This window comes from Streptomyces neyagawaensis (genome assembly GCF_023516595.1).
Lineage (GTDB): Bacteria > Actinomycetota > Actinomycetes > Streptomycetales > Streptomycetaceae > Streptomyces > Streptomyces neyagawaensis.
In genome coordinates this window covers 171752-198723 of the sequence record NZ_JAMGBG010000001.1, presented here as the reverse complement: position 1 = coordinate 198723, position 26972 = coordinate 171752, and the positions used below count along the sequence as shown (strand labels likewise).

The window sequence follows — 26972 nt, the reverse complement described above, 5'->3', positions numbered from 1 at the left end:
GTGGCTCAACCTGTCGACACCGACTGCTCCGCGGGGAGCCGGCCGTAGATGCGTTCCGGAGTCAGCGGCAGCGCACGGTAGCGGACACCCGTGGCGTCCTGCACCGCGTTCGCGAGCGCGGGGGCCACTGGGTTGATGCAGCACTCCGCCATCCCCTTCGCCCGCAGGGGCCCGACCGAATCCGCGGAGTCCACCAGGAGGACCTCTGTACGGGGGATGTCGGCGTAGGTGGGGATGCGGTAGTTACGGAGGTTCGGGTTGACCATGACGCCGTTGCCGTCGACCTGATGGTTCTCGGTCAGCGCGAAGCCGATTCCCTGGGCGACACCGCCCTCCACCTGTCCCCGGACCTGCGCCGGATTGATGATCACCCCGGCGTCGGCCGCCTGCACGCTGTACAGGATCCGTATCTCACCCGTCACACGGTGCACGGCGACCCGGAACCCCTGCGTGTTGGAGGTGACGCTCCGGGGTGAGCCGTATGCCTTGCGGGCGGCGGTGAAGCGGATTCCACGCCTCCGGGCCAGCGCGACGAGTTCGGCCAGCGACACCCGCCGGTCCCCGCAGACGACACCGTCGTCGTCCATCGTGCACATCACGACATGGATGCCCGTGTGCGCGGCGGCGAATTGCAGAATGCGGTCGCGCACGGCACTGGCCGCCCGCAGGACCGCATTGCCCGCCACGAAGAGGCCCGCGCTGGCGAAGGCACCGGTGTCGAATCCCGTGCGGTCGGTGTCGGACTGCACCAGACGGATCCGTGACGGTGTCGTGCCCAGCTGGTTGGCTGCGATCTGGACATGGGCCGTGGAGGTTCCCTCCCCGAACTCGCAGGTGCCGACGGCCAGTTCGTAGATGAGATCGTCGCCCAGCGTGACCCATGCCTCGGAGAGGTGGTCCGTCGGGGGCGCGGTCTCGTGCAGGGAACTCGCCACGCCGGCTCCGACGAGCCACTCCGGGCCGGGGTGCGGCTGGTCGGCCGTACGCGCCAGGGCGTCGCCCACCAGGTCGATGCACCGGGCGAGGCCGTCCTCGGTGAAGATCACGTCGTCGGGGCCCTCGTGCATCGCGAGCAGGGGCTCACCCGGCCGCACGATGTTGCGCCGGCGTAGTTCTAGCGGGTCGATGTGCAGGGCGCGGGCCAGTTCGTCCATCGCCGACTCCACGGCGAACGCCGGCTGCGTCATGCCGTAACCGCGCAGCGCCCCGCTCGGCACGGTGTTCGTGTAGACGGAGTACGCGTCGTACTTCTTGTTGGGGCAGCGATAGATCATGACGGCGGCTCCCCCCGCGTACAGCGTTTCGCCGCCGTGGTTCCCGTAGGCGCCGGTGTTCGACACGTTGCGTACCTGCAAGGCGGTGAGCGTTCCGTCGGCCTTCGCGCCGAGCTTGACCGTCAGGCTCATCGGATGCCGCGGCGAGGCCGTGGTGAACTCCTCCTCGCGGGTGTACTCGAAGCAGGTGGGCCGTCCGGTGTCCAGGGTGGCGAGCGCGACCAGGTCCTCCGCGATCACCTCCTGCTTGCCGCCGAATCCGCCGCCGACGCGCTTGCAGAACACCCTCACCTGGTCCGGGCGCAGCGCGAACAGGTACTCCAGCTTGACTTTCGCGATCGACGGTGACTGGGAACTGGTGCGGACGTTCAGCCGACCGTCCTGCATCCAGGCGATCGAACCGTGGGTCTCCAGATGCGCGTGCTGCACCCGCGGTGAGACGTACGTGCCTTCGTGGATCACGTCGGCCGCGGCGAACCCCACGTCGACGTCACCGATGTGCGAGTGGAGTTCGACCAGGATGTTGTGGCCGGGGTCGCGGACGAACGGATCGTGGGAGCCGTGCAGCTGGGGTGCGCCGTCAGCCATCGCCGCCTCCGGGTCGAACACCGCCGGCAGCACCTCGTACTCGACCGCGAGACGTCGGCAGCCCTCCTCCGCCGCCCCGATCGTGTCGGCCAGGACCGCGGCGACGCGCTGACCGGCGAAGCGGACCGTGTCGTCGAGGATGTAGGTGTCGTCCGGGTCGACCAGGTGGTCGGTGTGGATCGCCGTGGTGAAGCGTCTGCGGGGTACGTCTTCCCAGGTGTAGACCCGGTGCACGCCGGGCACCGCGAGGGCGGCGCTCTTGTCGATCGAGAGGATCCGGGCGTGGGCGTGGGGCGAGTGCAGCACCTTGAGGTGCAGCATGCCGTCGATCCGCGTGTCCATGGTGAACTCGGCGTGACCGGTCACCACGTCATGGCCCGCGGGCGCGCCGACGCTCGTCCCGACGGCCTTGCCCGGTGCTGCCGTCTCCACCGCGCTGACGCCCTTCACGGCGTCCTCGATCGCCCGGTATCCGGTACAGCGGCAGAGGTTGCCCTTCAACGCCCGTGGCAGATCTGCCTTCTGGTCCTTGGTGAAGGTCGCCGACGTCATGATCATCCCTGCGGTGCAGAAACCGCACTGGAATCCCGGGGCGTCCTCGAACTGCCGTTGCATGGGATGCGGGGCGCCTGGTCGCCCAAGGCCCTCGATCGTGGTCACCTCACGGCCGTTCGCGCGGAAGGCGGGGGTGATGCAGCTGTGTACCGGTACGCCGTCCAGCCACACCGTGCAGGCGCCGCAGTCGCCCGCGTCACACCCCTTCTTGACGCCGAAATGGCCGAGTGCGCGCAGGAACGTGCGCAGACACTGGCCCGGGGCCGGTTCCCGGTCGAATCTCCGGCCGTTCACGATGTAGGTCATGGCAGGTCCCCAGCCGTGAGTTCGCGGCGGATCTCTTCGGCGAAGTGCCGTGACAGGTGCTGACGGTGGTCGGGGGTCCCGTTGGGATCGGCGAACCAGACGTCGGCAGGCACGGCGTCGATGCTCTGCCGCAGGGTTCGGGCATCGGGCAGGGGCACGAAGGCGATGCGGACCGGCCGTGTGGTGCCGGCGGTGATGGTGAGCAGCAGGTCATTCGCTCCCGGACGTTGCGTGCCGACGAGGAACACCGTCGAGCGGCCGAGCCGGGTCAGCGTGAAGCGACGGTGCGCGGTGCGTTTGCGCAGCGCGTACTCCGGAATGGTGATGCGCCGGAGGATCTCCCCGGGGGCGAGAATGTTGCGGTGGTCGCCCGTGACGAAATCGAGGGCGTCGACGAAGCGTACGGAGCCGTCGGGCGCCCACAGCTCGTACCGCGCCTCGAGCGCGACCGTCAACGTGATCATCGGGCCGGCGGGCAGGGACAGGCAGATGTTTCCGCCGACGGTCGCCGCGTTCCAGACCTTGAACGAGGACAGGAATGCCTCGCAGCTCTTCCGGAAGAGAGTTCCGGCGGTCCAGGTCTCCGGCCATGCAAAGGCGTACAGGTCGCGAATGGTGCAGGTGGCGCTGATCTCCAGACCCTCGTCCGTCGGAACAAGAGGCTCCCAACGCAACGCCGTCAGGTCGATCAGCCGTCGCAGGTCCGGCTGCTCCGTGGAGTAGAGCCATGTTCCGCCTGCGAGCCAGGCGTCGCCCTCGTGCCAGTCCATGCCTGGCTGCTCGGACGGCTGCCGGATTACTTCGGTGATGGTGTTGAGGTCCATGAAAACCGACCTACGGGAGAACGGTGACCTGTGGGAAGGCAACCGTCCCCTGGGGCTGTCGGCGTGGATTTCCCGCTGACCGAGCAGGTACCACCGTGTCGCACCGTCGGGCGGCCGAACCGCGAGGGGACGGTGGGCGCACACAGTTTTGCCTCAGCTTATCGCAGCATGCGGATGACGGCCCGGCCGAGGACAGCCGGCAAGCCCGCACCAGCCACTGCAAACGGCGCGGACACAGTTCCCGACCTGGCCGTCGGCCACGGCAGGCACCGTTGCAGTAGCAGCTGGGAGCTCGGGGGCGGGCGTGGCACGGCGACCGCGGCCGGGTACGTGGTCGCTCGCGCAGTTCCCCGCCCCTACCGGAGCGGCGGGCCGCCGCGCCCGCCTTGGCCGTGTCGGTCCGGTGCCGGCCGTCGACCCGTCGAGCGCCGGCACCCCTGGGCCCCGGCCCCCCGCGGCCGCGTCACGGCACGGTCAGTACCACGCAGGACTCGGCCGGCAGGGTCAGTAGGCCGTCGGGGCCCGGGGGGTTCACCGGGGTCCATGCGGCCAGGACTTGGGCCTCGGCCGTGCCCAGGGGGATCGCGGTCGGTTCCTTGCCGAGGTTGAGGGCCACCCGGATGTCGCCGCGGCGGAAGCCGAACCAGCGGGCGTCCTCGTCGTACGCGACCTTGACGTCGGACAGGTCCGGGTCGGAGAGGTCGGCGTGGGTGCGGCGCAGGGCGATCAGGTCGCGGTACCAGGCCAGCATCCGGGCGTGGGGCTCGACCGACGGCTCGGACCAGTCCAGGCACGAGCGGTCACGCGTCGCCGGGTCCTGCGGGTCCGGCACGTCCTCCTCCGCCCAGCCGTGCTCCGCGAACTCCCGGCGCCGCCCCCGCCGTACCGCCTCGGCCAACTCAGGATCGGTGTGGTCGGTGAAGAACTGCCAGGGCGTGCCCGCCGCCCACTCCTCACCCATGAACAGCATCGGCGTGAACGGCCCCGTGAGCGTCAGCGCCGCCGCGCACGCCAGCAGACCGGGGGAGAGCGTCGCCGACAGCCGGTCGCCCTGGGCCCGGTTGCCGACCTGGTCGTGGGTCTGGGTGTAGCCGAGCAGCCGGTGCGCGGAGACCCGCGTACGGTCCAGGGGGCGCCCGTGGGACCGGCCACGAAACGACGAGTACGTGCCGTCGTGGAAGTACCCGCCGGTGAGGGTCTTCGCCAGTCCGGCGAGCCCCGCCCGCGCGAAGTCCGCGTAGTAGCCCTGCGATTCGCCGGTCAGGGTCGTGTGCAGCGCGTGGTGGAAGTCGTCGTTCCACTGCGCGTGCAGCCCGGTGCCGCCCTCCGCGCGCGGGGTGACGAGCCGCGGGTCGTTCAGATCGGACTCGGCGATCAGGAACAACGGCCGCCCCACCTCGGCGCCGAGCGCGTCCACCGCCGTCGACAGCTCCTCCAGGAAGTGGCACGCGCGCGTGTCGCGCAACGCGTGCACCGCGTCCAGGCGCAGCCCGTCGAGCCGGTAGTCCCGCAGCCACGCCAGCGCGCTGCCGAGGAAGTACGCCCGCACCTCGTCCGAGCCGGGCGCGTCCAGGTTGACCGCGGCACCCCAGGGCGTGTGGTGCCGCTCGGTGAAGTACGGGCCGAACACGGGCAGGTAATTGCCGGACGGCCCCAGGTGGTTGTGGACCACGTCGAGCACCACGCCGAGGCCCAGGTCGTGCGCCGCGTCCACGAACCGCTTGAGGGCCTCGGGGCCGCCGTACGGCTCGTGCACGGCCCACAGCGAGACCCCCTCGTATCCCCAGCCGTGCGTCCCCGGGAAGGGGCACAGCGGCATCAACTCGACGTGTGTGACGCCCAGTTCCGCGAGATGCCCGAGCCGCTCGATGGCCGCGTCCAGCGTGCCCTCGGGCGTGTACGTGCCCACGTGCAGCTCGTACAGCACCGCGCCCGGCAGCCCGCGCCCCGCCCACGGCACCCGCCACGCGTACCGCCCGTGATCGACGACCGCGCTCAGTCCGTCCGGGCCGTCCGGCTGGCGGCGCGAGCGCGGGTCGGGCCGTACCGGTCCGTCGTCGACGGCGAACCCGTAGCGCGTGCCGTCCGTCGCCTCCGCGTCGGCCGTCCACCAGCCCGGGCGCTCGGGATCGCGCTCCATCGCGTGCGTGGCGCCCTCGCGGTGGAGCGTCATCCGGTCGGCTTGCGGTGCCCACACCTCGAACTGCACGGAACGGTTCTCCCTCGGCTGCCGGTCGTGATGGTCGGGGGGACGGTCAGGAGTCGTCATGGAGCCTTCCCGTCCATCGTGCGGCAAACGAGATCAAGGCGCCCTCGGATCGGCGCGTTTGCCGCGCGCGTCGCACTCTCGCTCGCCATGTCCGAGGATCGTCACCGTTTACCGGTTTTCTGGACACCCCGGCTTCACTGACCGACAATCACACGCGTGACGTCGTCTTTCGAGTTCAACACCTACCCCGCGCGGCTGTCGGACGCCGAGCGCGACCACGCGCTGAGGGTGCTCCGTGACGGCGTCGCCCTCGGCCGCCTCTCCCACGACACGTTCATCCGGCGCATGGAGCTGGCGCTCACCGCCCGCCGCTCCGACGAGCTCGCCGCGCTCACCGCCGACCTGCCCGTCGAGAGTCGCTGGTCCCGGCTGGTCCTCGGCACCGTCGGGGCGGTCTCCGGCTTCGGTGTGAAGCTCCGCCGGGCCTGGCAGGCCGAGCGGCTGCCCAAGCTCCAGCTGCCGCACCCGGCGAGCAGCCACGCCCTGCGCATCGGCCGCGACCCCGCCAACGGGCTCCGGCTCAGCCACGAGACGGTCTCCCGGGTGCACGCCGAGCTGACCCGGCAGGGCGGCATGTGGATCCTGCGCGACCTCGGCTCCACCAACGGCACCACTGTCAACGGACGTCGGGTCATCGGCGCGGCCGTCGTCCGCGACGGCGACCAGGTCGGTTTCGGCCGCATGAGCTTCCGCCTCTCCTCCGAGTGACCCCGGCGGCCGAGCCACCGCAAAGCTCTGGCCTGGGATTTACGCAGCGAGTTTTCGAACGTGCCTCGTGTGCCGGGGTGTTGACGTGCGTTCTCGGCCATGACTGACTGTGCGTACACCATGCACACCAGGTGAATCGACGGCGTCGCACTCTGGGGAGGTGTGCCCTGCCGCCACTCCTGCGCTACCCGACCGTGGACGAGCTGTCCGCGCGCGCCGCGACCCTCGTCACCCGGCATCCGCACCGCGCCCGACTGCGCCGCGTGGGCACCTCACGGGCGGGCACACCGATGTGGCTGCTGTCCGTCGGCCGGGGCACCCGCCAGGCCCTCGTCGTCGCCGGCCCGCACCCCAACGAACCCGTCGGCGGCGCCACGATCCTGCGGATCGCCGAACGCGCCCTGGCCGACCCCCGGTTCACCGAGGACGTCGACACCACCTGGAACCTGCTGCTCTGCCTCGACCCCGACGGCTCCCGGCGCAACGAGGACTGGCTGTCCGGCCCCTACACCCTCGGCCACTACTTCCGGCGCTTCTTCCGCCCCGGCTTCCTCGAACAGCCCGAGTGGCTGCCCGACGGAGCGGCCGCCGCCGCCCTGCCGGAGACCCGTGCCCTGCTCGCCCTCCAGGACGAGCTGCGCCCCTTCTTCCAGTGCTCCCTGCACGGCGTCGACGTCGGCGGCGGCTTCGTCGAACTCACCCGCGACCTGCCCGGCCTCGCCGAGCGGGTCGCCCGGATCGCCGGCCGCCTCGCCGTACCCCGCGAGCTGAGCCCGTACGACACCCTGTACTGGCCGCGCCTCGGCCCCGCCGTCTACCGCATCCCGCCCCCGCGCCGCGGCGACCTGGCCGCCGCGATCACCGAGGCCGCCGTCGAGTCCACCTGGTACCACCCGCACCGCTACGGCACCCTCACCGCCGTCGTCGAGGCCCCCATGTGGGGTGTGGCCGCCGTGGAGGACGGCTCGCCCTCACCCGACGCCCACGCCGTCCTGCGCACGGTCAGCCGGGCGCTGCGCCGCGACACCCGGCTCCTGGAGGGCATCCTCGCCCGCGTCCGCCCCTCGGTGAGCCGCGGCCCGGACGCCGCCCGGCTCCTCGCCCCCGTCGACGACTATTTACTGGTCGGCCCCGGCCTCGCCGACGCCTGGGACCCCGACGTCCACGACGGCACCGCCCGCCCGCTGCCCCCGCTCGACACCGCCCGGCTCACCACCCTCGCCATCTCCGGCCGCCGGGTCGCCCTGCGCACCGCCGGGCTGCTGCACCAGCTGGTGACCCGCGCCGGACACGACCCGGCGGGCGCGCTGCTCGAGCTGAACCGGCTCCTCGACGAGTGGTGCGCCGACTACCGCGACCGTTACGGGGCGCGCTGGATCCCGGTGGCCCGCCAGACCGAGTACCAGACCCGTGTCGTCCTCGCCGCGTTCGAGCTGGCCGCCCGCCGGGCCCGCGGCGTGCCCGACCACGGCGAACCGCACGCCGAGTCCCGTTCGGGTGAGCCGGAATGGAGTTCCGAGCCCGCCGTGCCGATGCACCGGGAATGACGCACACCACCCTCCACACCGTCCGCGGCGGCCTGCTGGCGGCCCTCGCCCTGCTCACCCTCGGCGCCTCCGCGCCCGCCGAGGCCGCCCTCCCGGGCAACTGGCTCTACGTCACCGTCACCCGCGGCGACGCCCGCGTCGGCGACACCCGCGGCACTCTCCTGCTGTGCGACCCGCCGCAGGGCCACGCCCGCGCCGCCGAGGCCTGCGCGGAACTGGCCCGGGCAGGCGGCGACGTCGGCCGCATCCCCCTGAAGAACGGCATGTGCGTCCAGGTCTACGCCCCCGTCCGGGTCACCGCGCGCGGCGTGTGGGACGGCCGTCCCGTCGCGTACGGGCACACCTTCGCCAACAGTTGTGTGATGGCGGCCCGCACGGGCTCGGTGTTCGCCCTGCCGGGCTGACGGCATCCGGAACAGCGAACCCCCGGGGGCCTCCCGGCGGCATCGAGGGCACCCGGCGGCCGCTCAGGGCTCCCCGTCGCCCCGCGCGTGCGAGGCGGCCGCCAGCACCGTCCGCATCTGGTGCTCCACCTGGTCCCGCACCGGCACCCACCGCGCGCGGAACCGGTCGGCGAACGAGTCGCTCCACTCGCCGATGAGCTGCTCCAGCCGCGGCGCCCCCGGATCCCCGGCGTCCACCAGCACCCGCCGCAGCATCGCCGCCGCCCGCAGCGGCAGCCGGCGCCCGAAGGCGTCCACACTGCCCACGTACGCCCGCGACACGTCGGGCGGAGGCCCCGCCACCCAGTCGCGGGCCAGCCCCGGCACCAGTGCCAGCGCCCACCGGGCGGCCCGCAGCAGCGGCCCCTCGGGGCCCGGCAGCCGGGGCAGCGCCTCGTCGAGGATCCGCTCCACCTCGCCCGCGTCGTCGAGCAGCCGCCGGGACAGCTGCCGCAGCGCCGCCGTCGGGGCCGGGTGCGGGGCCGTGTCGTCCACCAGGTCGCTCGCCCACATCGGGACCTCGACGATCGCCGTGAGCCCGCCGTACCGGTGGGCGTGGTACCAGGTGCTGTGCCGCGCGTCGTCGGGCAGGCTCGGGAACGCCGCGTGCCCGGGGCCCGGCATCACGAACACCCCGGGTCCCGAGGCGGGCCAGCCCGCCGCGTCGGAGGCGCTCGTCTCCACCGGTATGCCGAGCTCCGCCGCCGACTTGGCGAACGGCTCGGCCAGCCCCGGCACGTTCTTCGTCAACTGCACCCAGCTGCCGCCGAGATCCGTGCCGTGCAGGGTCACCTGGAGGTAGGGCCGCAGCTCGTCGAGCACCGTCAGCAGCGCCCGTGTCTCGGGCGGCAGCCGGTCCGGCGGCAGCACGGCGGGCGACCACTCCGGCTGCTCCGGCGCGGCCGGCCGGAAGAACCCCAGGTGGTAGTCGAGGAGGGTGCGCGGTGCCGGGGCCATGTGCAGGCTCGCCCCGTCCGGGTCCGCGCACAGCACGAAGTGCCAGGAGACCCCGGCCCGTAACTTCGGGTCCCGCGCCACGCGCTCGGCGAGCGCCAGCACCGTCGAGCCGCCCGTCGGCTCGTTCGCGTGGGCGCCCGCGACGACGAGGACGGCACGTCTCGCATGGCCGACGGACAGCAGCCGCAGCGGCCGCCCGGCCCGCGAGAGGCCGATTCTCCTGAGGGCGCACAGGTTCGGCCGGCGAAGCGCCAGCTCCCTCGCCCGTGACTCCAGCTCCGCCACCGTGGGATAACCGGGCTCCAACAGCAGACCCACCCCCGTCCAGTCCACCTGTGTCGACCTCCCCCGCCCGACCGGGTGGCGCGCGGGGATGCATGCAGTGTGCGTCGGCGCACGGGGCGGATCCCAGGGGCGTCCGGAGGCATTCACGGAGACCGGCGCGGATCGCGCCGCTGGGGCCCTTCTGATGGATCGCCGCGGCGCCGCGACGCCCGGTACTCCCCCAAGCTCTTCGAGCAGGGGGACCCCCACTCGCCGCACCGGACAAAAGCCCTGGTAGCTCCGCTACGAGGGCTTCCGCCCGGCACTCCCCCAAGCTCTCCGAGCAGGGGGTACCCCCAGAGCACGCACCGAACGCCGCTCCTTCTCCCACGGAGATCCATCAGAAGGGCCCTAGTCTGCGCCGATGCGCTCCAGCAGCGCCACTGGCAGCGCCTCGAACAGTTCCGCCACCGGTACCTCACCCGTGAACTCCCGTTCCCCGCCGAGGACATCGGCCCACCGCCCGGCCGGCAGGGCCAGCCGGGTGTCCGCCCAGCCGCCGGCCCCGGCGAGCCGCAGCGACAGCCGGGTGACCGCCGTGACCACCGCGCCGGACCGCGCGAACGCCACGCAGTGCCCGGCCGCCGGTCCGGCCGCCGCGAGCGGCGTGTACGTCGCCGCCTCACCGAACGCCTCCGGCCGCCGCTGCCGCAGCCGCAGCGCGGCCACGGTGACCCGGTGCTTGTCCGAGTCCCCGTCCCGAGGGGCGAACGGCGCCCGGTTGTCCGGGTCCACCAGCGCCCGGTACTCGCTCTCCGTGCCCTGGTAGACGTCCGGCACGCCCGGCATGGTCAGCTGGACCAGGGCCGCACCGAGGGCGTTCGCACGGATGTACGGCTCCAGTTCGGTGCGCAGCCGCCCGGTGACCTCCGTGTCCGCCGCCGGGCCCCGGGCCACAAACTCGGCGACCGCCCGCTCGTACGCGGGGTTCTGCTCGGTCCACGAGGTGTGCAGCCCCGCCTCCCGCACATGCTTGAGCAACGCCCCCTCCAGGCGTTCCGCGTCGGCGGGCCCGAGCCCGAACGCCGTCTGCCACGCGGCCCACGCCAGCTGCGGGTCCGGCGCCCCGGCCCCGTCGCGCGTCACCTCCGCCAGCGCGTCGGCCCACCGCCCGGGGCATTCCCCGAGCACCGCGACCGCCGCCCGGACGTCGGCGCTGCGCTTGGTGTCGTGCGTCGACAGCACCGTCCCGGTGACCGGCCAGTCCCGCTGCACGCGCGCGCAGTAGGCGTGGAAGTCCTCCGGGGAGACCGCGGGGCTCCCCGGGTTCCCGCCCACCTCGTTCGCGGACAGCAGCGGCACATGGCGGTAGAACGCCGTGTCCTCCACCGACTTGGCCCGCAACGCCGACGAGGTCTGCGCGAACCGCGTCCGGAACTCCACCTGCTCCGGCCCGTCCCCGAACCGCCCCAGCACCAGATCCCGGACCACGTCGACCGCCCGTGCCTCCTCGGGCACCACGAACGCCGTACGCGCCTCGGCCGCGGCCTCCTCCGTGACGACCAGGGAGGCGTCCTCGCAGGCGTACGGCCGATAGACCTCCATCCGTACGAGCAGCTCGCACAGGGCGGTGCGCAGCGCCCACGGCGCACGGTCGCGCAGCGCCAGCTCCGGGGAGCGCTCGCTCAGCCCGTGCGCCACCCGGGTGAGCCGGTCCACCTCCGCCGCCAGTTCGTGCGTGAGCACCTCGTACGCGGCCCGCCGCGCGGTCGCCGCCCAGTCGCCGCCCCGGTCGGGCTCGGCGGCCGTGAACCGCCGGTACCGGTCCAGCAGCTCGCTCGTCCCCTCCGGGTCGGTGAACAGCCCGTCGACGTGCCGCAGCGCGTCGTACCCGGTGGTCCCCGCGACCGGCCAGGCCGCCGGCAGGGCTTCGCCGTCCGCGAGGATCTTCTCGACGACGGTCCACCGGCCGCCGGTGGCCTCGTGCAGGCGCCGCAGATAGGCGTCGGGGTCGGCGAGCCCGTCGGGGTGGTCGACCCGCAGCCCGTCGACGACGCCGTCGTGCAGCAGCTCCAGGATCTTCGCGTGGGTCGCGTCGAACACCTCCGGCTCCTCCACGCGCACCCCGATCAGCTCCGAGATGCTGAAGAACCGCCGGTAGTTCAGCTCCGTACGGGCCAGCCGCCACCACACCGGCCGGTACCACTGCGCGTCCAGCAGCCGCGGCAGCGGCAGCTTCTCGGTGCCCTCCCGCAGCGGGAAGACATGGTCGTAGTACCGCAGCTCCTGCCCGTCGACGACGAACTGGTCGATCTCCTCGCCCAGCGGCCCCCCGAGCACCGGCAGCAGCACCTGCCCGCCCCGCGCCTCCCAGTCGATGTCGAACCACCGCGCGTACGGCGACCCCGGGCCCTCCCGCAGCACCTCCCACAGCGGCCGGTTGTGCCGGGGCGCCATCGCCATGTGGTTCGGCACGATGTCCACCACCAGCCCCAGCCCGTGGTCCCGGGCGACCCGCGCCAGCTCCCGCAGCCCGGCCTCACCCCCCAGCTCCCCGCGCACCCGCCCGTGATCGACCACGTCGTACCCGTGCGCCGACCCCGGTACCGCCTCCAGCACCGGGGACAGATGCAGATGCGACACGCCGAGCGAGGCGACGTACGGCACGGCGTCCGCCGCGGCGGCGAACGGGAACGCGGGCTGGAGCTGGAGCCGGTAAGTGGCGGAAGGCACGGCAGGCGTCATAGGGACCTACGTACCCGCCCCTGACGGATCGGAGCACCCTGACACGCGAGCAGACGGGTTTTCCGTGTCCAGGGCCTGTCGTTTGCCCCAACGCGCCGCGTTGACTCCCTCCTCCGCCTTGCAGCTGCACGCACCAAGCCCGCTCACCGGCAGCATCAAGGCACCGCAGCCAGAAATCGGCGTGATCCGAACGACAGGCCCTACGCCGGCCGCCGCAGCACCGCGAGGCTGCGGTCCACCAGCGTCACCCGCTCCCCGGCGTCCACCTTCGGGCCGTCGTCGGGAATCGCGTCGTCCCGCCCCGTGTCCACGATCACCTGCCACTGCCGCCCGTGGTTGACCGGAACCACGAACTCCAGCGGCTCGGCCGACGCGTTGACCATCAGCAGGAACGAGTCGTCGGTGATCCGCTCCCCGCGCGCGCCCGGCTCGGAGATCGCGTTGCCGTTGAGGAACACGGTCAGCGCCCCCGCCCGGGCCGAGTCCCAGTCCCGCTGGGTCATCTCCCGGCCCCCCGGGGTGAACCAGGCGATGTCCGACAGCTCGTCGTGCGTGCCCTCCACGGGCCGCCCGTGGAAGAAACGCCGCCGCCGGAAGACGGGGTGGTCCTTCCGCAGCCAGACCATGGCGCGGGTGAAGGCCGGCAGATCAGCGAAGGCGTCGGCGCTCCCGCCGTCACCCTCTCCTTCACCGCCGTCGCCGTCACCTTCGCCGCCGCTGCCGCCTTCACCGCCGCCGCCGGCGGACGGCCAGGGCACCCAGGACAGCTCGTTGTCCTGGCAGTACGCGTTGTTGTTGCCCCGCTGCGTGCGGCCGAACTCGTCGCCGTGGCTGAGCATCGGCACACCCTGCGACAGCATCAGCGTGGCGATGAAGTTCCGCATCTGCCGCACGCGCAGCGCGAGCACCTCGGGATCGTCGGTCTCGCCCTCGACGCCGCAGTTCCACGACCGGTTGTGGCTCTCGCCGTCCCGGTTGTCCTCACCGTTCGCGTCGTTGTGCTTGTGGTTGTAGGACACGAGGTCCCGCATCGTGAAGCCGTCGTGGCAGGTCACGAAGTTGATGGAGGCCAGCGGGCGCCGCCCGTCGTCCTGGTACAGGTCGGACGAGCCGGTCAGCCGCGACGCGAACTCGGCGAGGGTGCGCGGCTCACCGCGCCACAGATCCCGCACGGTGTCGCGGTACTTGCCGTTCCACTCGGTCCACAGCGGCGGGAAGTTCCCCACCTGGTAGCCGCCCTCGCCGACGTCCCAGGGCTCCGCGATCAGCTTCACCTGCGAGACCACCGGGTCCTGCTGGACCAGGTCGAAGAACGACGACAGCCGGTCCACCTCGTGGAACTGCCGGGCCAGCGTGGCGGCCAGGTCGAAGCGGAACCCGTCCACATGCATCTCGGTGACCCAGTACCGCAGCGAGTCCATGATCAGCTGGAGGACGTGCGGGGACCGCATCAGCAGCGAGTTCCCGGTCCCCGTCGTGTCCATGTAGTAGCGGGGGTCGTCCGTCAGCCGGTAGTACGACGGATTGTCGAGGCCCCGGAACGACAGCGTCGGGCCCAGATGGTTGCCCTCGGCCGTGTGGTTGTAGACCACGTCGAGGATCACCTCGATCCCCGCCTCGTGCAGTGCCCGCACCGCCGACTTGAACTCCAGCACCTGCTGCCCCCGGTCGCCCCAGGAGGCGTACGCGTTGTGCGGGGCGAAGAAGCCGATCGTGTTGTAGCCCCAGTAGTTGTTGAGGCCCATGTCGACCAGCCGGTGGTCGTTCACGAACTGGTGAACCGGCATCATCTCCAACGCCGTCACCCCCAGCTCGGTCAGGTGCTCGATGACCGCCGGATGGGCGAGCGCCGCGTACGTACCGCGCAGTTCCTCGGGGAGCCCCGGGTGCCGCATGGTCAGGCCCTTGACGTGCGCCTCGTAGATCACCGTGTGGTGGTACTCGGTGCGCGGCCGCCGGTCGTCGCCCCAGTCGAAGTAGGGGTTGACCACGACCGACGTCATCATGTGCGGAGCGGAGTCCAGGTCGTTGCGCCTCTCGGGCGCCCCGAAGTGATAGCCGTACACCTCCTCCCCCCAGCCGATGGAGCCGCTGATCGCACGCGCGTACGGGTCGAGGAGCAGCTTCGCGGAGTTGCAGCGCAGTCCCCGCTCCGGGGCGTACGGGCCGTGCACGCGGAATCCGTACCGCTGCCCGGGCATCACGCCCGGCAGATACGCGTGGCGCACGAACGCGTCCGTCTCGCGCAGTTCCACCGCCGTCTCGGAGCCGTCGTCGTGCAGCAGACACAGCTCGACTCGGTCCGCGGCCTCCGAGAAGACCGCGAAGTTGGTGCCGGCGCCGTCGTATGTGGCACCGAGCGGATACGCCTGTCCAGGCCAGACCTGCATGGATACGACTCTTCCCGTTGTCGCGCGCCGCCGGGGCGACTGTCGAAGGGAGTCTCCCCCAAAGTGGGGAACCATCGACGGCATATGTCTTTCTTGCCGCGGCGCCGTCCGTCACCCCTCCTCGGGGCGAGAATCTCCATCGGCTCGCTCCCGGCCCGCCCGGGAAACGGAACCGTCGTACGACATGCGGTGGTTGGGAAACGACCTGTCCATCCGGCTGCACCGCCCCCCGCTCCCGGAGTACCCTTCCTTGATCGTTGAGTAGGGGTGAGCTCGGGGGAGCGGAAGGCGGTGCGTGGGTGGGCTCGGGAGGGCTGGAGCTACCTCCTGGTGACGAGGGTCACGAGGAGAACTCCACAGATGTCCCGCCCGGCGCGGTGTCCCTGGCACGGCCGATGGAGACGGGTTCCATCGGCCCGGAACTGGACTGGAACGCCGACGCCTGGCTCGAGGTGCGTACGCGCGCCCAGCGGGCCGGCCGCGCCTACATCTGGCTGAACCTCGTCGAACAGCGGCTGCGCGCCGTCGTGGCCGCCGTACTGCGCCCCATCTACGAACCGGTGCACGGCGACGACTGGGTGGTGGCCGCAGCGGGCCCCGCCGGACAGGAGTGGGTGCAGCGCGCCGTCGCGGTGCGCGAGGTCAGCCGCCGCAAGGGCTATCTGCTCGACCCGGCCGACGACAACGTCCTCAGTTTCCTCACGCTGCCCCAGCTGCGCGAGCTGATGGTTCAGCACTGGCCCTGCTTCGAGCCGTACGTCGACGAGCGGCGCGACGTGGAACTGGCCCTCGACGAGCTGGAGGTCACCCGCAACGTCGTCTCCCGCAACCGGGCCCTGTCCGAGGCCGTCCTCGCCCAGGCCGAGCGGGCCTCGGCGAAGCTGCTGGAGATACTCGGCGCGGGCAGCGACGTCCCCTCGGCGCGCCGGCTGCCCGTCGACGCGGTGGAGGACCTGATCGGCGACCGGTACGCGGACGTCGTCGCCGTCCACCCCGACCGGGTGCGGCTGCTGCGGCAGTTCCCCGCCGAGGACCTCTTCGGGGGCGCCCGCCGCCTCGACGCCATCGGCATAGGGCTCAATCTGCTGGTGCAGAACTTCTCCGGGCGGCGGCTGGTCCGGCTCGCCGAGTCCGGGTGCCGGGTCCGGCTGCTGTTCCTCAACCCGGCCTCCAGCGCGGTCAAGCGCCGGGAGCGGGAACTCGGTATAAAGCGGGGCGAACTCAGCCGGGCAGTCGAGATGAACATCCTGCACATGCGCCGGGTCCGCTCCCGGTTGCGCGACCCCGGGGCCTTCGAGATCCAGGTCTTCGACGAGACCCCCCGCTTCACCGCCTACCTCGTGGACGGCGACGGCTCGGACGGCATCGCCGTCGTCCAGACCTATCTGCGCCGCACCCGCGGCATGGAGGCACCGGTGCTGGTACTACGCGGCGGCAACCGGGTGCTCAAGGCGGACGAGAACGGCGAAGTCGGGCTTTTCGATACGTATCGCGAGGAGTTCGAGGTGGCCTGGGCCGACTCGCGCCCGGTGTCATGACCGCGCCGCGCCCCCGAACGGGCCCTGTACCGGCCCTCGCACCGGCCCTCGCACCGGCCCGTACCCCCGCCTTTGCACCGGCCCGTACCCCGGCCTTCGCACCGGCCCGCACACCGCCTTCGCGCCGACCCTCGGAGCGCCTGACGGGCGGCGGTAAGCGGAACGCGGTCCTCGGATTGTCAGTGGCGCATGCGATGGTGGTGACCACTGGGGGAAAGCACCACCAAGAAGGGGGGCCAGCATGGGTTGGCACCGGCAGCTGCTGATCGGCTTCGACCTGGAGACCACCGGCACGGACCCGCGCGAGGCGCGCATCGTCACCGGGGCGGTGATCGAGGTCAAGGACGGGGAGCCGGTCGGCCACCGGGAGTGGCTCGCCGACCCGGGCATGGAGATCCCGGAGGAGGCGGTCGCGGTGCACGGCATCACCAACGCCCGTGCGACGGCCGAGGGCAGACCCGCCGACCAGGTCGCCGATGCCATAGCCGAGGTTCTCGTCTCCTACTGGAAGACCGGCGTCCCGGTCGTGGCGTACAACGCGGCCTTCGACCTCACCCTGCTCTCCGCGGAGTTGCGCCGCCACGGCCTTCCGTCCCTGCGGGACCGCCTGGGCGGCTCCGACCCCGCCCCCGTCATCGACCCGTACACCATCGACCGCTCCGTGGACCGCTACCGCCGGGGCAAGCGCAACCTCGAAGCGGTCTGCGCCGAGTACGGCGTCCCCCTGGACGCCGCGCACGACGCCTCCGCGGACGCCCTGGCCGCCGCCCGGCTCGCCCGGGCGATAGCCGGCCGCCACCCCAAGGTGGCCGCCCTCGGCCCCGCCGAGCTCCACCGCCGTCAGATCGAGTGGTACGCCGAGTGGGCGGCCGACTTCCAGGACTTCCTCCGCCGCAAGGGCAACGCGGACGCGGTGGTGGACGCGACCTGGCCCCTGCGTGAGCCGGCGGGCGAAACGGTCCGCTAGGACCTTCGTCCCGCTGGACCGATCACGGACGCATCAAGCGGGGATCGGCGCATGGACGCCCACGGATCGACGCACGGACGCACCACGGTTCGACGCATGGACCGACGCACGCACCGACTCACGGACCGACCCGGAAAGCGAGCAGCCGGATGATCTCTCTGCGCGAGACACATGACAGCGACGTGCCCCACTTCTGGGCGCACCAGTCCGACCCGGACGCGCAGTACGCCGCCGCCTTCACCGGCAGGTACCACTACGACCGGGCGGAGTTCGACGCCCATTGGGCGCGGATCCGCGCCGACGCCGGCATCGTGCAGCGCACGATCCTGGCCGACGGCGAGGTGGTCGGCCAGATCGCGGTCTTCGGCCCGTCCGACGAACGCGAGGTCACCTACTGGATCGACCGCGCCCACTGGGGCCGGGGCATCGCCACCGCCGCCCTGACCGCCCTCGTGGACCTCGTCCCGGACCGACCGCTGTACGCCCGCGCGGCCGCCGACAACACCGGCTCGATCCGTGTCCTGGAGAAGTGCGGCTTCGCCGTCACCGGCCACGACCGGGGCTTCGCCCTGGCGAGAGCGGCCGAGATCGACGAAGTGACCCTCACCCTGACCTGACCTGACCTGACCTGACCTGACCTGACCTGACCTGAGTCCTGCGGTCAGAAGGGATACCAGCGCACCGTCTCGTCCCCGTCGCGCAGCGAGGCGACCCGGCGTTCGAACTCCGCCAGCGCCTTGGGGTTGCTCGGCGCGTGCTGGGCCACCCAGGCGCAGCTGGCCGTCTCCCGGGCACCGCGCAGCACGGAGCAGCCCTCCCACGCGCGGACGTCCCAGCCGTAGGCGGCGGTGAAGGCGTCGTACTCCTCGGCCGGCAGCCCGTAGCGGTCGTGGGACAGCGCCATGACGACGAGGTCGTGCTCGCGCAGATCTCCGGAGAAGGTCTCCAGGTCGACCAGGAGCGGGCCGTCGGGCCCGACATGGACGTTGCGGGGCAGGGCGTCGCCGTGGATGGGCCCCGGCGGCAGATGGGGGACGAGGGCGGCCGCGGCCGCCGTGAAGCCGTCGCGGCGCTCCCGCAGATACGCCGCGTCGGCCGGGTCGACGGCGTCGCCCGCGAGACGCAGCCAGCGCTCGACCCCGCCCAGCAGTTCCCGGCGCGGAAGGCCGACCTCGGGGGAGGGCAGGGCGTGGACCAACCGCAGCAGTTCGGCCAAATCGCGGGCGCCCGCGGGCCGTACGGGGTCGGGCAGCCGGTGCCACACCGTCACCGGGTGCCCCTCCACGAGCAGCGCCTCGGCCTCGGCCGCCCGCACCGCCGGGACGCCCGCCTCGGCGAGCCAGGCCGCGATCCTCAGCTCACGCCGGGCCCGGTCGAGGAGCTCGGCGTCGCGGCCCACCTTGACCACCAGGTCATCGGCGGCGAACACCGCGTTCTCGCCCAGCGCGAGCAGCCGCGCGTCCCCGGCCGCACCGGGCAGCACGCCCGACGCCGCCAGTACGTCCCGCGCCCGTGCCTCGTCCATCCGTCGCCTCCGTGTCCGGCCCCGCCCGTACGGCCGACGCTCCCTCGCGGGAGGTCGGGTTCACGCCATTGCCGGGTCAGTCTCGCATTCGCACAGGTCGGACCGTGTGCGCGGTGCCTTGACGGCCTGTCATGCCCTCAGCACCATGACGGACATGACCGTGGCGACCGCGACGCCGAAGCGTCCGCGACCGGCGAGGCGGCGCACGTCGGCGGCGGACCGGGAGCGGCGTCCCCTGGACCACGGCGCATGGTTCCTGGTGCTGCCGGCGCTGATCCCGATCCTGGTGTTGAGTGTGGGACCCCTGCTGTACGGGATCTCGCTGGCGTTCACCGACGCCCAGTCGGGCCGCACCGAACCCACCGAGTGGATCGGCACCCTGAACTTCCAGGACCTGCTGCACGACACGCTGTTCTGGGAGTCGTTCCGGATCGGGCTGGTGTGGGCGGTCGGGGTGACCGTGCCGCAGTTCCTGCTCGCGCTGGGCCTCGCCCTGCTGCTCAACGAGCGGTTACGTCTGCGCTGGCTCGCGCGGGCCCTCGCGATCGTCCCGTGGGCGATGCCCGAGGTGGTCGTCGGCGTCATGTGGCGACTGGTCTACAACCCGGACGCGGGCATCCTCAACGAGACCCTCCGCGACTTGGGGCTAGGCGGCGGCCGTGACTGGTTGAGCGGACTGGCCACCGCGCTGCCCGCCGTCATCGTGGTCGGCGTCTGGGCGGGCATGCCCCAGACCACGGTCACCCTCCTCGCCGGGCTGCAGAACACACCGCGTGAACTCCACGAGGCCGCAGCGATGGACGGCGCGGGAGCCTGGCGCCGCTTCCGCACGGTCACCTGGCCCGCCATCAGACCCGTGGCGCTCGCGATCACCGCCCTCAATCTCATCTGGAACTTCAATTCCTTCGCCCTGGTGTACGTCCTCACCAGCGGCGGACCGGGCGGCCGCACCCGGCTGCCGATGCTCTTCGCCTACGAGGAGGCCTTCCGCTACGGGCAGTTCGGGTACGCGGCGGCGATGGGCTGTGCGATGGTCGCGCTGATCTCGATCGTCCTCGCGTTCCACCTGGTGGGCCGGCTGAGGCGGGGTGGTGAGGGGTGAGGACCGGCAGGGCGGCCCGCGCGGGCCAGTACACGGCGCTCGTCGCGTATCTCGTCTTCCTGGCGTTCCCCTTCCTCTGGCTGGTCTCCACCGCGTTCAAACCGGCCCGGGAACTGGGCAGCCTCCACCCGACCTGGATCCCCGAGAACCCGACCCTCGGCAACTTCCGGCAGGCGTTCGACGAACAACCGCTGCTGGAGGCCGCGCTCAACTCGCTGGTCGCGGCGCTCGGCGCGGCCGTCGTCGCCGTCGTGATCGCGACCCCGACGGCGTACGTCATGGCCCGGCACCGCTCCACGCTGTCGCGGATGGCGACCGGCTGGGTGGTGGTCAGCCAGGCGTTCCCGTTCGTGCTGGTGATCATCCCGCTGTTCCTGGTGCTGAAGAACCTCCGGCTGATCAACTCCGTGCCGGGTCTGATCATGGTGTACGTGGTGTGGGCGCTGCCGTTCGCGCTGTGGATGCTCGTCGGCTACGTCAGGGCCGTGCCCGTCGAGCTGGAGGAGGCGGCGGCGGTCGACGGGGCCGGCAGGCTGCGGACGCTGGTGTCGGTGACGGCGCCGCTGCTGGCGCCGGGCATCGTGGCGACGGCGCTGTTCGCGTTCATCACCGCGTGGAACGAGTTCTTCTTCGCGCTGGTGCTGCTCAAGACCCCGGAGAAGCAGACCCTGCCGGTCGTCCTCACCCATTTCATCGGCGCCGAGGGCGTCGCCGATCTCGGCCCGCTGGCCGCCGCCGCGTTCCTCGCGACGCTGCCCTCACTGGTCGTGTTCGCGCTCATCCAGAGACGGATCACGGGCGGCATGCTCGCCGGGGCGGTGAAGAGCTGATGCGCGGTCCCCGATGGCTCACGGCGGTGCTGCTGCTCTGCCTGCTCGCCGCCGGCTGCACGGCGGACGGCGGCGACCGCTCCGACGACGGCCGGGTCACCCTCCGCTTCCAGTCCCTGGCGTGGCAGGAGGAGTCCGTCGCCGTCAACAAGGAGCTGGTGCGGGAATGGAACGCCACGCATCCCGACGTCCGGATCGAGTACGTACAGGGCAGTTGGGACAGCGTCCACGATCAGCTGCTCACCTCCTTCGAGGGGGGTGAGGCCCCGGACATCATCCATGACGCCTCCGACGACCTCGCGGACTTCGCCCACGGCGGCTACCTGGCCGATCTGCGGGGGCTGCTGTCCGAGCGGCTCAGGGCGGACATCCCGCGCCACAGCTGGGAGACGACGACCTTCGGGGAAGGGATATACGGGGTGCCGTTCCTCCAGGAGCCGAGGGTCCTGATCGCCAACGCGACCCGGCTCCGGGAGTCCGGCGTCCGCGTGCCGACCCCCGAGGACCCGTGGAGCTGGGCGGAGTTCCGGGCGGTCGCCGAGGAGTTGAGCGGTGACGGGACGTACGGCGTCGCCTGGCCGCTGAAGGAGCCGGTGTCGGCCACGCTCAACCTGTCGCTGTCGGCGGGCGGACAGCTGTTCCACCGGGGCGCCGACGGCAAGGTCGAGGTCCGCTTCGAGGCGGCCGACGCGGTCGTGCCGAGGACCGTGCACGACGGCGTGAACACCGACCGGAGCGCGTCGGGCACCACGCTCGGCATGGGCGGCTCCGACACCCTGCCCGGCTTCTTCGGCGGCACGTACGCGATGGTGCCGCTCGGCTTCTCCTACCGCCAGCAGATCGTCCAGCAGGCGCCCGAGGGCTTCGACTGGCAGGTGCTGCCCGCCCCCGCCGGGGCGGCCGGCCTCACCCAGGGGGTCAGTCCGCAGACGCTCTCCATCGCCGAGGACAGCCCCCACAAGAAGGAGGCCGCCGCCTTTGTGGACTTCCTCCTCCGGCCGCCGAACATGGTCCGCCTCGCCCTCGGCGACTGGATGCTGCCGACCGGCACCGAGGCCCTGAAGGACCCGGCCCTGCGCACCACCGAGCACGGCTGGGCGACCGGCACGGCCCTCGCCGCGCACCTGCGCCCCGCCCCGGCCCAGTCGGTGCGCGGCTACCCGGAGTGGAAGGACAAGGTGGCCACGCCCGCCTTCCAGGAGTACTACAGCGGCGCCATCGACCTCGACGAACTGCGCTCCCGCCTGGAGGAGGACGGGAATCTGGTCCTGGCCCGCTACCAGCGCTGAGAGCCGAGCGCCGAGCGCCGAGCGCCGAGCGCCGACAATAAAGTTGCACGAGACGTCTCGTCTTGCCTAGGGTCCTCGTATGACCTCCCACATCGCCATGTTCTCCATCGCCGCCCACGGCCACGTGAACCCGAGCCTCGACGTGATCCGGGAGTTGGTCGCACGCGGCCACCGTGTCACGTACGCGATCCCGCCGGCGTTCGCCGAGAAGGTGGCCGCCACCGGCGCCGAATCCAAGCTGTGGCACTCGACGCTGCCCGGCCCCGACGACGACCCCTCGGCCTGGGGAAGCGAACTGCTCGACAACGTGGAGCCCTTCCTCGACGACGCGATCCAGGCCCTGCCGCAGCTCGCCTCGGCGTACGAGGGCGACGAACCCGACCTCGTGCTGCACGACATCACCGCCTATCCGGCACCCGTCCTCGCCCACCGCTGGGGCGTCGAGGCGATCTCGCTCTCCCCGAACCTGGTCGCCTGGGACGGCTACGAGGAGGAGGTCGCCGAACCGATGTGGGCCGAGCCGAAGAAGACCGAGCGCGGCAAGGCGTACTACGCCCGCTTCCGGGCCTGGCTGGAGGAGAACGGGATCACCGCACACCCGGACGACTTCGTCGGCCGCCCCGCCCGCTCCCTCGTCCTCATCCCGAAGGCGCTCCAGCCGCACGCGGACCGGGTCGACGAGAGTCGCTACACCTTCGTCGGCGCCTGTCGGGGCGACCGCTCCGCGCAGGGCGACTGGCGGCGGCCCCCGGGTGCCGAGAAGGTGCTCCTCGTGTCACTCGGGTCGGCCTTCACCAAGCAGCCCGACTTCTACCGCGAATGTGTCCGGGCCTTCGGTGACCTGCCGGGCTGGCACCTGGTGCTCCAGGTCGGACGCCATGTCGACCCGGCCGAACTGGGTGAGATCCCGGTCAATGTGGAGGTCCGGGACTGGGTGCCGCAACTCGCGGTCCTGGAGCAGGCCGACGCCTTCATCACCCATGCGGGCGCGGGCGGCAGCCAGGAGGGGCTCGCCACCGGCACGCCCATGGTCGCCGTACCGCAGGCCGTCGACCAGTTCGGCAACGCCGACATGCTCCAGTCCCTCGGTGTCGCCCGCCATCTCCCCATGGGGGAGGCGACGGCCGCGACCCTGCGCGAGGCGGTGCTGGCCCTCGTCGACGATCCCGACGTGGCGCGCCGGCTCAAGGAGGTGCGGGAGGAGATGGCGCGGGAGGGCGGCACCCGGCGGGCCGCCGATCTCATCGAGGCCGCGCTCGGGGCCCGGCCATAGTGAGACGATGCAGGAAAAAGCAGGACGGTTGCTTCCCTACCGTGAAGTCTCGGCGCAATTCAGGTAACGATCCGGTCGCTTCATAACGCTCGGGTAACGCCCGTCCTGCGAGGTGAGCGCACTGATCCTGTTGCCGAGTACGACCGTTACCCCGTCCGAAAGGTTGCACTCGACACTTCTTGTACCTCGGGTGAACAGCTCCCAAGCTGAGTTTGAACTCACTTCGAACGCCAGGAAGTTGACCCATGCGCCGAGACATACCCGACCTCGCTGAGGTGCGCCGCGTCACGCAGAAGAAGCGTGACGCGTGGTGGACCGTGCTCCTCGTCGACCCGGTCGCCACACCGCTCGTGCGACTCACCGCGAAGTACACGAGGATCACGCCCAACCAGCTGACCTGGGGCGCCTTCCTGCTCGGTCTGGTGTCCGCGGCCTTCTTCGCGCTGGGCGACTGGCGCTGGCTGATCGCCGGCGCCGTCCTCTACCACCTGAGCTTCATCCTCGACTGCATGGACGGCAAGGTCGCCCGGCTCACCGGCCAGGGCTCCGTGTTCGGCGCCTGGCTCGACTTCGTCTTCGACCGCATCCGGGTGGCGGCGTGCGCGGTCGCCCTGATGGCCGGGCAGTACCACCGCACCGGCGACACCCTCTACATCTGGCTCGCCGCCGCCATCATCGGCTGCGACGCGCTGCGCTACATCAACTCCCTGGAGACCTTCAAGGTCCGCCACACCATGCGCAAGCAGATCAAGGTGCGGCTCCGCGAGGCGCGCCGCGCCGAGAACGAGCGCGAACTCGCCTTCATGGAGGACCTGCTCCGCGAGAACCCCGAGGCCGACATCGAGCAGGACCTGCGCACGGTGACCGCCGAGGCCGTCCAGACCGCCCCGCAGGCCCAGGTCGTCGACCTCCACCAGGAGTTCCGCCGCCGCTTCCCCGCCTATCTGCGCGTCCGTTCGTTCCTGCTGCGCCACCGCGTCCGTCCCCATCTGATCAGCGGCATCGAGTTCCAGATGGGTGTCTTCATGATCGGCCCGCTGGTCGACTCGGTGCTGCCGGCCACCATCGTCTCGGGTGTGCTGCTCCTCGTCTTCGAACTGGCCATCATCTACAAACTGCTGCTGTCGACGCGGGACTTCACCCGCACGATCGACTCCTTCGACCGCGAGACGGTCGCCCAGACGGTCACCAGAGCGGCCTGACCGTCGTACGGCAGGGCAGGGCACGGCACGGGGGCCGGGGTGCGCGACGCACCCCGGCCCCCGTGCACGGAACGGCCCGTCAGACCCGTACCGCGTCGTCCTTCCGGGACTCCGGGACCGGTCCCGGCTCCGGCGACTCGTCGTGGGTGAGGTCGGGCAGACGGTGCAGCCACTTCGGCAGGTACCAGTTGCGCTCGCCGAGCAGGGCCATCACCGCCGGGAGGAGCACACCCCGGATGATCGTCGCGTCGATGAGCACGGCGGCCGCGAGGCCCACGCCCATCTGCTTCATGGACTGCATGGACAGCGTCCCGAAGATCGCGAAGACGGCGACCATGATGACGGCGGCACTGGTGACGACGCCCGCCGTGGTCACCACACCGTGCTGGATCGCGTCCTTCGTCGTACGGCCCCGCAACCGCGCCTCACGGATCCGCGAGACCACGAACACGTGGTAGTCCATCGACAGACCGAACAGGATCACGAAGAGGAACAGCGGCAGCCAGGTGATGATGGCGCCCACGCCCTCCGCGCCCACCAGCGAGGCACCCCAGCCGTGCTGGAAGACCGCGACGAGGATGCCGTACGCGGCGCCCACCGACAGCAGGTTCAGCACGATCGACGTCACCGCGACGGTCAGCGAGCGGAACGACAGCAGCATCAGACCGAAGGCGAAGACCACCACGAACGCGAAGACCGGAACGACCGCTCCCCCCAGCTCGTCGTTGAAGTCCTTCGAACCCGCGACCTGCCCGGTGATCGGCGCCTCGACACCGTCCACCTTGCCGAGCGTCGCCGGGCGCACCTCGTCCCGCAGCTTGTCCAGGCTCTCACCCGCCCGGTCCAGGTCGGACCCGCCCACCAGCGGGACGTAGACGAAGGCGAGGTTCTGCGCGTCGTGCACCTTGATCTCGACCGGGCCGCGCGAGGCACCGGAACTGATCGCCCGCTCACGGAAGTCGGCCAGTGCCGCCTTCACGTCGGCGGAGTTGATGTCCTTCGCCTTGACGACCACCTCGGCCGGCTCGGAGCCGCCCGGGAACGCCTCGTTGAGCCGGTTGTACGTCTGTACGATCGGCAGCGAGTCGCCGAACTCCTTGTCCAGGGTGAGCTGCTCGGTCTTCATGCCGAGCGCGGGAGCCGCGATGGCGAGCAGCGCGCCGCCCGCGACGGCGACCGAGACGACCGGCCGGGCCAGCACGCCCTTCAGTACGGCCGTCCAGAACCGGCTCTCGCGGTTGACGCCGCCCCGGTTGCGGCGGAGCTTGCTCTGCGGGTGCAGGAAGGGGATCTTGCCCTTCTCGACGCGCTCGCCCAGCAGCGACAGCAGCGCGGGCAGGACGGTCACCGACCCGACCATGGCGACCGCCACGACCATCAGCGAGGCCAGGCCCATCGCCTCGAACTCGGCGAGACCGGTGAACAGCATGCCCGCCATCGCCACGCACACCGTGACACCGGAGACGATGATCGCGCGGCCACTGGTGGCGGCGGCGACCCTGAGAGCGGTCTGCGCGTCCCGGCCGGCCTCGCGCTCCTCGCGCTCGCGCCGCAGATAGAACAGGCAGTAGTCGACGCCGACGGCCAGACCCACCAGCAGCATCACCGAGTTGGCGGTGTCGCTCATCGGTATCGCATGGCTGACGATGGCCATCAGACCCATCGTCGCCATGATCGCGGTGATCGCCAGCGCGACCGGCAGCAGCGCCGCCACGACCGCGCCGAACGCGATCAGCAGGATGCCGAGGGCGACGGGCACGGCGGAGTACTCGGCCTTCTGGAAGTCGTCCCCGAACGCGTCGTCGAACGTCTTCATCATGCTGGCGCCGCCGATCTCCTCGATCCGCACCTGCCCGTGCTCCTTCTGCACCCCCTCGACGGCCTTCAGCACCGGCTCGATGCGCTCACCGGCGGTCTCCGAGTCGCCCTTCACATCGAACTGCACGAGCGCGCTGCGCTCGTCCTTCGAGATCGTCCGGGTGTCGTACGGCGAGGTGACGCCGCCGGCCTCACCGGTGCCGCCGACGGCCTTGATCACCGCGTCCACGGCGGCCCGGAAGTCCGCGTCCGTGGCCTTGAGCCCCTTGTCCTTGGCCTGGATCAGGACCGACTCGCTCGCCGGTTCCTCGATCCCCGCCTCCTCGATGATGTGGGCGGCCGTACTGGTCTCGCCCTTGAGCTGGTCGCTGTCCCGCACGTCGACCCGGCCCACCGCCGAGCCGATGCCCATCGCGAGGACGACGAACAGCACCCAGATCCCCACGGCCGCCCATCGGTGCCGGGCGCTCCAGCCACCGGCCCGGGCGGCGATACCCCGCACCCGTACGTCTCCGTTCCCCATGACGGGCAAGCCCCCTTGTGAGCGGTGGCGACCCC

General features: G+C 71.6%; 19 protein-coding genes. 11 read left to right on the top strand and 8 right to left on the bottom strand.

What is annotated here, in order from left to right; translation table 11 throughout:
- Window positions 1-5 precede the first annotated feature (5 nt).
- The 3 genes from M8J73_RS00835 to treZ form a co-directional block, all read right to left on the bottom strand.
- Window positions 6-2723 (bottom strand): molybdopterin-dependent oxidoreductase, encoded by a 2718-nt coding sequence (locus M8J73_RS00835; protein ID WP_055538524.1) that lies wholly within the window; start codon window positions 2721-2723, stop codon window positions 6-8.
- Window positions 2720-3547, bottom strand: a complete 828-nt coding sequence (locus M8J73_RS00830; RefSeq protein ID WP_055538525.1) for an FAD binding domain-containing protein — start codon at window positions 3545-3547, stop codon at window positions 2720-2722. Before M8J73_RS00830 ends, M8J73_RS00835 begins: the two co-directional genes overlap by 4 nt.
- Before the next feature lie 463 nt (window positions 3548-4010).
- On the bottom strand, window positions 4011-5756 hold the full coding sequence (gene treZ / locus M8J73_RS00825) for a malto-oligosyltrehalose trehalohydrolase (protein ID WP_055538526.1): 1746 nt from the start codon (window positions 5754-5756) through the stop codon (window positions 4011-4013).
- 216 nt (window positions 5757-5972) lie between these two features.
- Between treZ and M8J73_RS00820 the strand changes: the two genes are divergently transcribed.
- From M8J73_RS00820 to M8J73_RS00810, 3 genes are all read left to right on the top strand, one after another.
- Entirely contained in the window at window positions 5973-6524 is a 552-nt protein-coding gene (locus M8J73_RS00820; RefSeq protein WP_055538527.1) for an FHA domain-containing protein, read from the top strand.
- 152 nt (window positions 6525-6676) lie between these two features.
- Window positions 6677-8071 (top strand): M14 family zinc carboxypeptidase, encoded by a 1395-nt coding sequence (locus M8J73_RS00815; RefSeq protein ID WP_249828162.1) that lies wholly within the window; start codon window positions 6677-6679, stop codon window positions 8069-8071.
- Window positions 8068-8475 carry an SSI family serine proteinase inhibitor gene (locus M8J73_RS00810; RefSeq protein WP_055538528.1) on the top strand — a complete coding sequence of 136 codons (408 nt, stop codon included), beginning with the start codon at window positions 8068-8070 and terminating at the stop codon, window positions 8473-8475. Before M8J73_RS00815 ends, M8J73_RS00810 begins: the two co-directional genes overlap by 4 nt.
- Before the next feature lie 63 nt (window positions 8476-8538).
- Here M8J73_RS00810 and M8J73_RS00805 read toward each other — a convergent pair whose 3' ends face one another.
- The 3 genes from M8J73_RS00805 to glgX all read right to left on the bottom strand — a co-directional run bounded on the left by M8J73_RS00805 (window position 8539) and on the right by glgX (window position 14870).
- Window positions 8539-9789, bottom strand: coding sequence for a M14 family zinc carboxypeptidase (locus M8J73_RS00805; RefSeq protein WP_055538530.1), 1251 nt, complete (start codon window positions 9787-9789; stop codon window positions 8539-8541).
- Between the two features lie 357 nt (window positions 9790-10146).
- A complete protein-coding gene (treY, locus tag M8J73_RS00800) occupies window positions 10147-12480 on the bottom strand; it encodes a malto-oligosyltrehalose synthase (RefSeq protein ID WP_249828095.1) in 2334 nt (777 codons plus the stop codon).
- Between the two features lie 200 nt (window positions 12481-12680).
- Entirely contained in the window at window positions 12681-14870 is a 2190-nt protein-coding gene (gene glgX, locus M8J73_RS00795) for a glycogen debranching protein GlgX (RefSeq protein WP_249828094.1), read from the bottom strand.
- A gap of 299 nt (window positions 14871-15169) precedes the next feature.
- On the opposite strand from glgX, the gene M8J73_RS00790 reads away from it, so the two are divergent.
- The 3 genes from M8J73_RS00790 to M8J73_RS00780 all read left to right on the top strand — a co-directional run bounded on the left by M8J73_RS00790 (window position 15170) and on the right by M8J73_RS00780 (window position 17992).
- Window positions 15170-16408, top strand: coding sequence for a DUF5919 domain-containing protein (locus M8J73_RS00790; protein ID WP_249828093.1), 1239 nt, complete (start codon window positions 15170-15172; stop codon window positions 16406-16408).
- Between the two features lie 241 nt (window positions 16409-16649).
- On the top strand, window positions 16650-17375 hold the full coding sequence (locus M8J73_RS00785; RefSeq protein WP_055542240.1) for a 3'-5' exonuclease: 726 nt from the start codon (window positions 16650-16652) through the stop codon (window positions 17373-17375).
- 149 nt (window positions 17376-17524) lie between these two features.
- Window positions 17525-17992, top strand: coding sequence for a GNAT family N-acetyltransferase (locus M8J73_RS00780; RefSeq protein ID WP_055542239.1), 468 nt, complete (start codon window positions 17525-17527; stop codon window positions 17990-17992).
- 44 nt (window positions 17993-18036) lie between these two features.
- Here the strand turns inward: M8J73_RS00780 and M8J73_RS00775 are convergent, their stop codons facing one another.
- Window positions 18037-18900: a phosphotransferase enzyme family protein gene (locus tag M8J73_RS00775; protein WP_055542238.1), complete on the bottom strand. Its 864-nt coding sequence runs from the start codon at window positions 18898-18900 to the stop codon at window positions 18037-18039.
- A 154-nt stretch (window positions 18901-19054) separates the two neighbouring features.
- Here M8J73_RS00775 and M8J73_RS00770 point away from each other — a divergent pair, with 154 nt between their 5' ends.
- From M8J73_RS00770 to M8J73_RS00750, 5 genes are all read left to right on the top strand, one after another.
- Window positions 19055-20002 (top strand): carbohydrate ABC transporter permease, encoded by a 948-nt coding sequence (locus tag M8J73_RS00770; protein ID WP_055542237.1) that lies wholly within the window; start codon window positions 19055-19057, stop codon window positions 20000-20002.
- Complete coding sequence (locus M8J73_RS00765) at window positions 19999-20832, top strand: carbohydrate ABC transporter permease (RefSeq protein WP_055542236.1); 834 nt, start codon at window positions 19999-20001, stop codon at window positions 20830-20832. Before M8J73_RS00770 ends, M8J73_RS00765 begins: the two co-directional genes overlap by 4 nt.
- Window positions 20832-22121, top strand: coding sequence for an ABC transporter substrate-binding protein (locus M8J73_RS00760; protein WP_055542235.1), 1290 nt, complete (start codon window positions 20832-20834; stop codon window positions 22119-22121). The genes M8J73_RS00765 and M8J73_RS00760 overlap by 1 nt, the downstream gene beginning before the upstream one ends.
- Window positions 22122-22200: 79 nt before the next feature.
- The gene (gene mgt, locus M8J73_RS00755) at window positions 22201-23394 is read left to right on the top strand and encodes a macrolide-inactivating glycosyltransferase (protein ID WP_055542234.1); all 1194 of its coding nucleotides are present in this window, start codon (window positions 22201-22203) and stop codon (window positions 23392-23394) included.
- 245 nt (window positions 23395-23639) lie between these two features.
- Window positions 23640-24596 (top strand): CDP-alcohol phosphatidyltransferase family protein, encoded by a 957-nt coding sequence (locus M8J73_RS00750; RefSeq protein WP_055542233.1) that lies wholly within the window; start codon window positions 23640-23642, stop codon window positions 24594-24596.
- 79 nt (window positions 24597-24675) lie between these two features.
- Here M8J73_RS00750 and M8J73_RS00745 read toward each other — a convergent pair whose 3' ends face one another.
- Window positions 24676-26937: an MMPL family transporter gene (locus tag M8J73_RS00745; RefSeq protein WP_055542241.1), complete on the bottom strand. Its 2262-nt coding sequence runs from the start codon at window positions 26935-26937 to the stop codon at window positions 24676-24678.
- Window positions 26938-26972 lie beyond the last annotated feature (35 nt).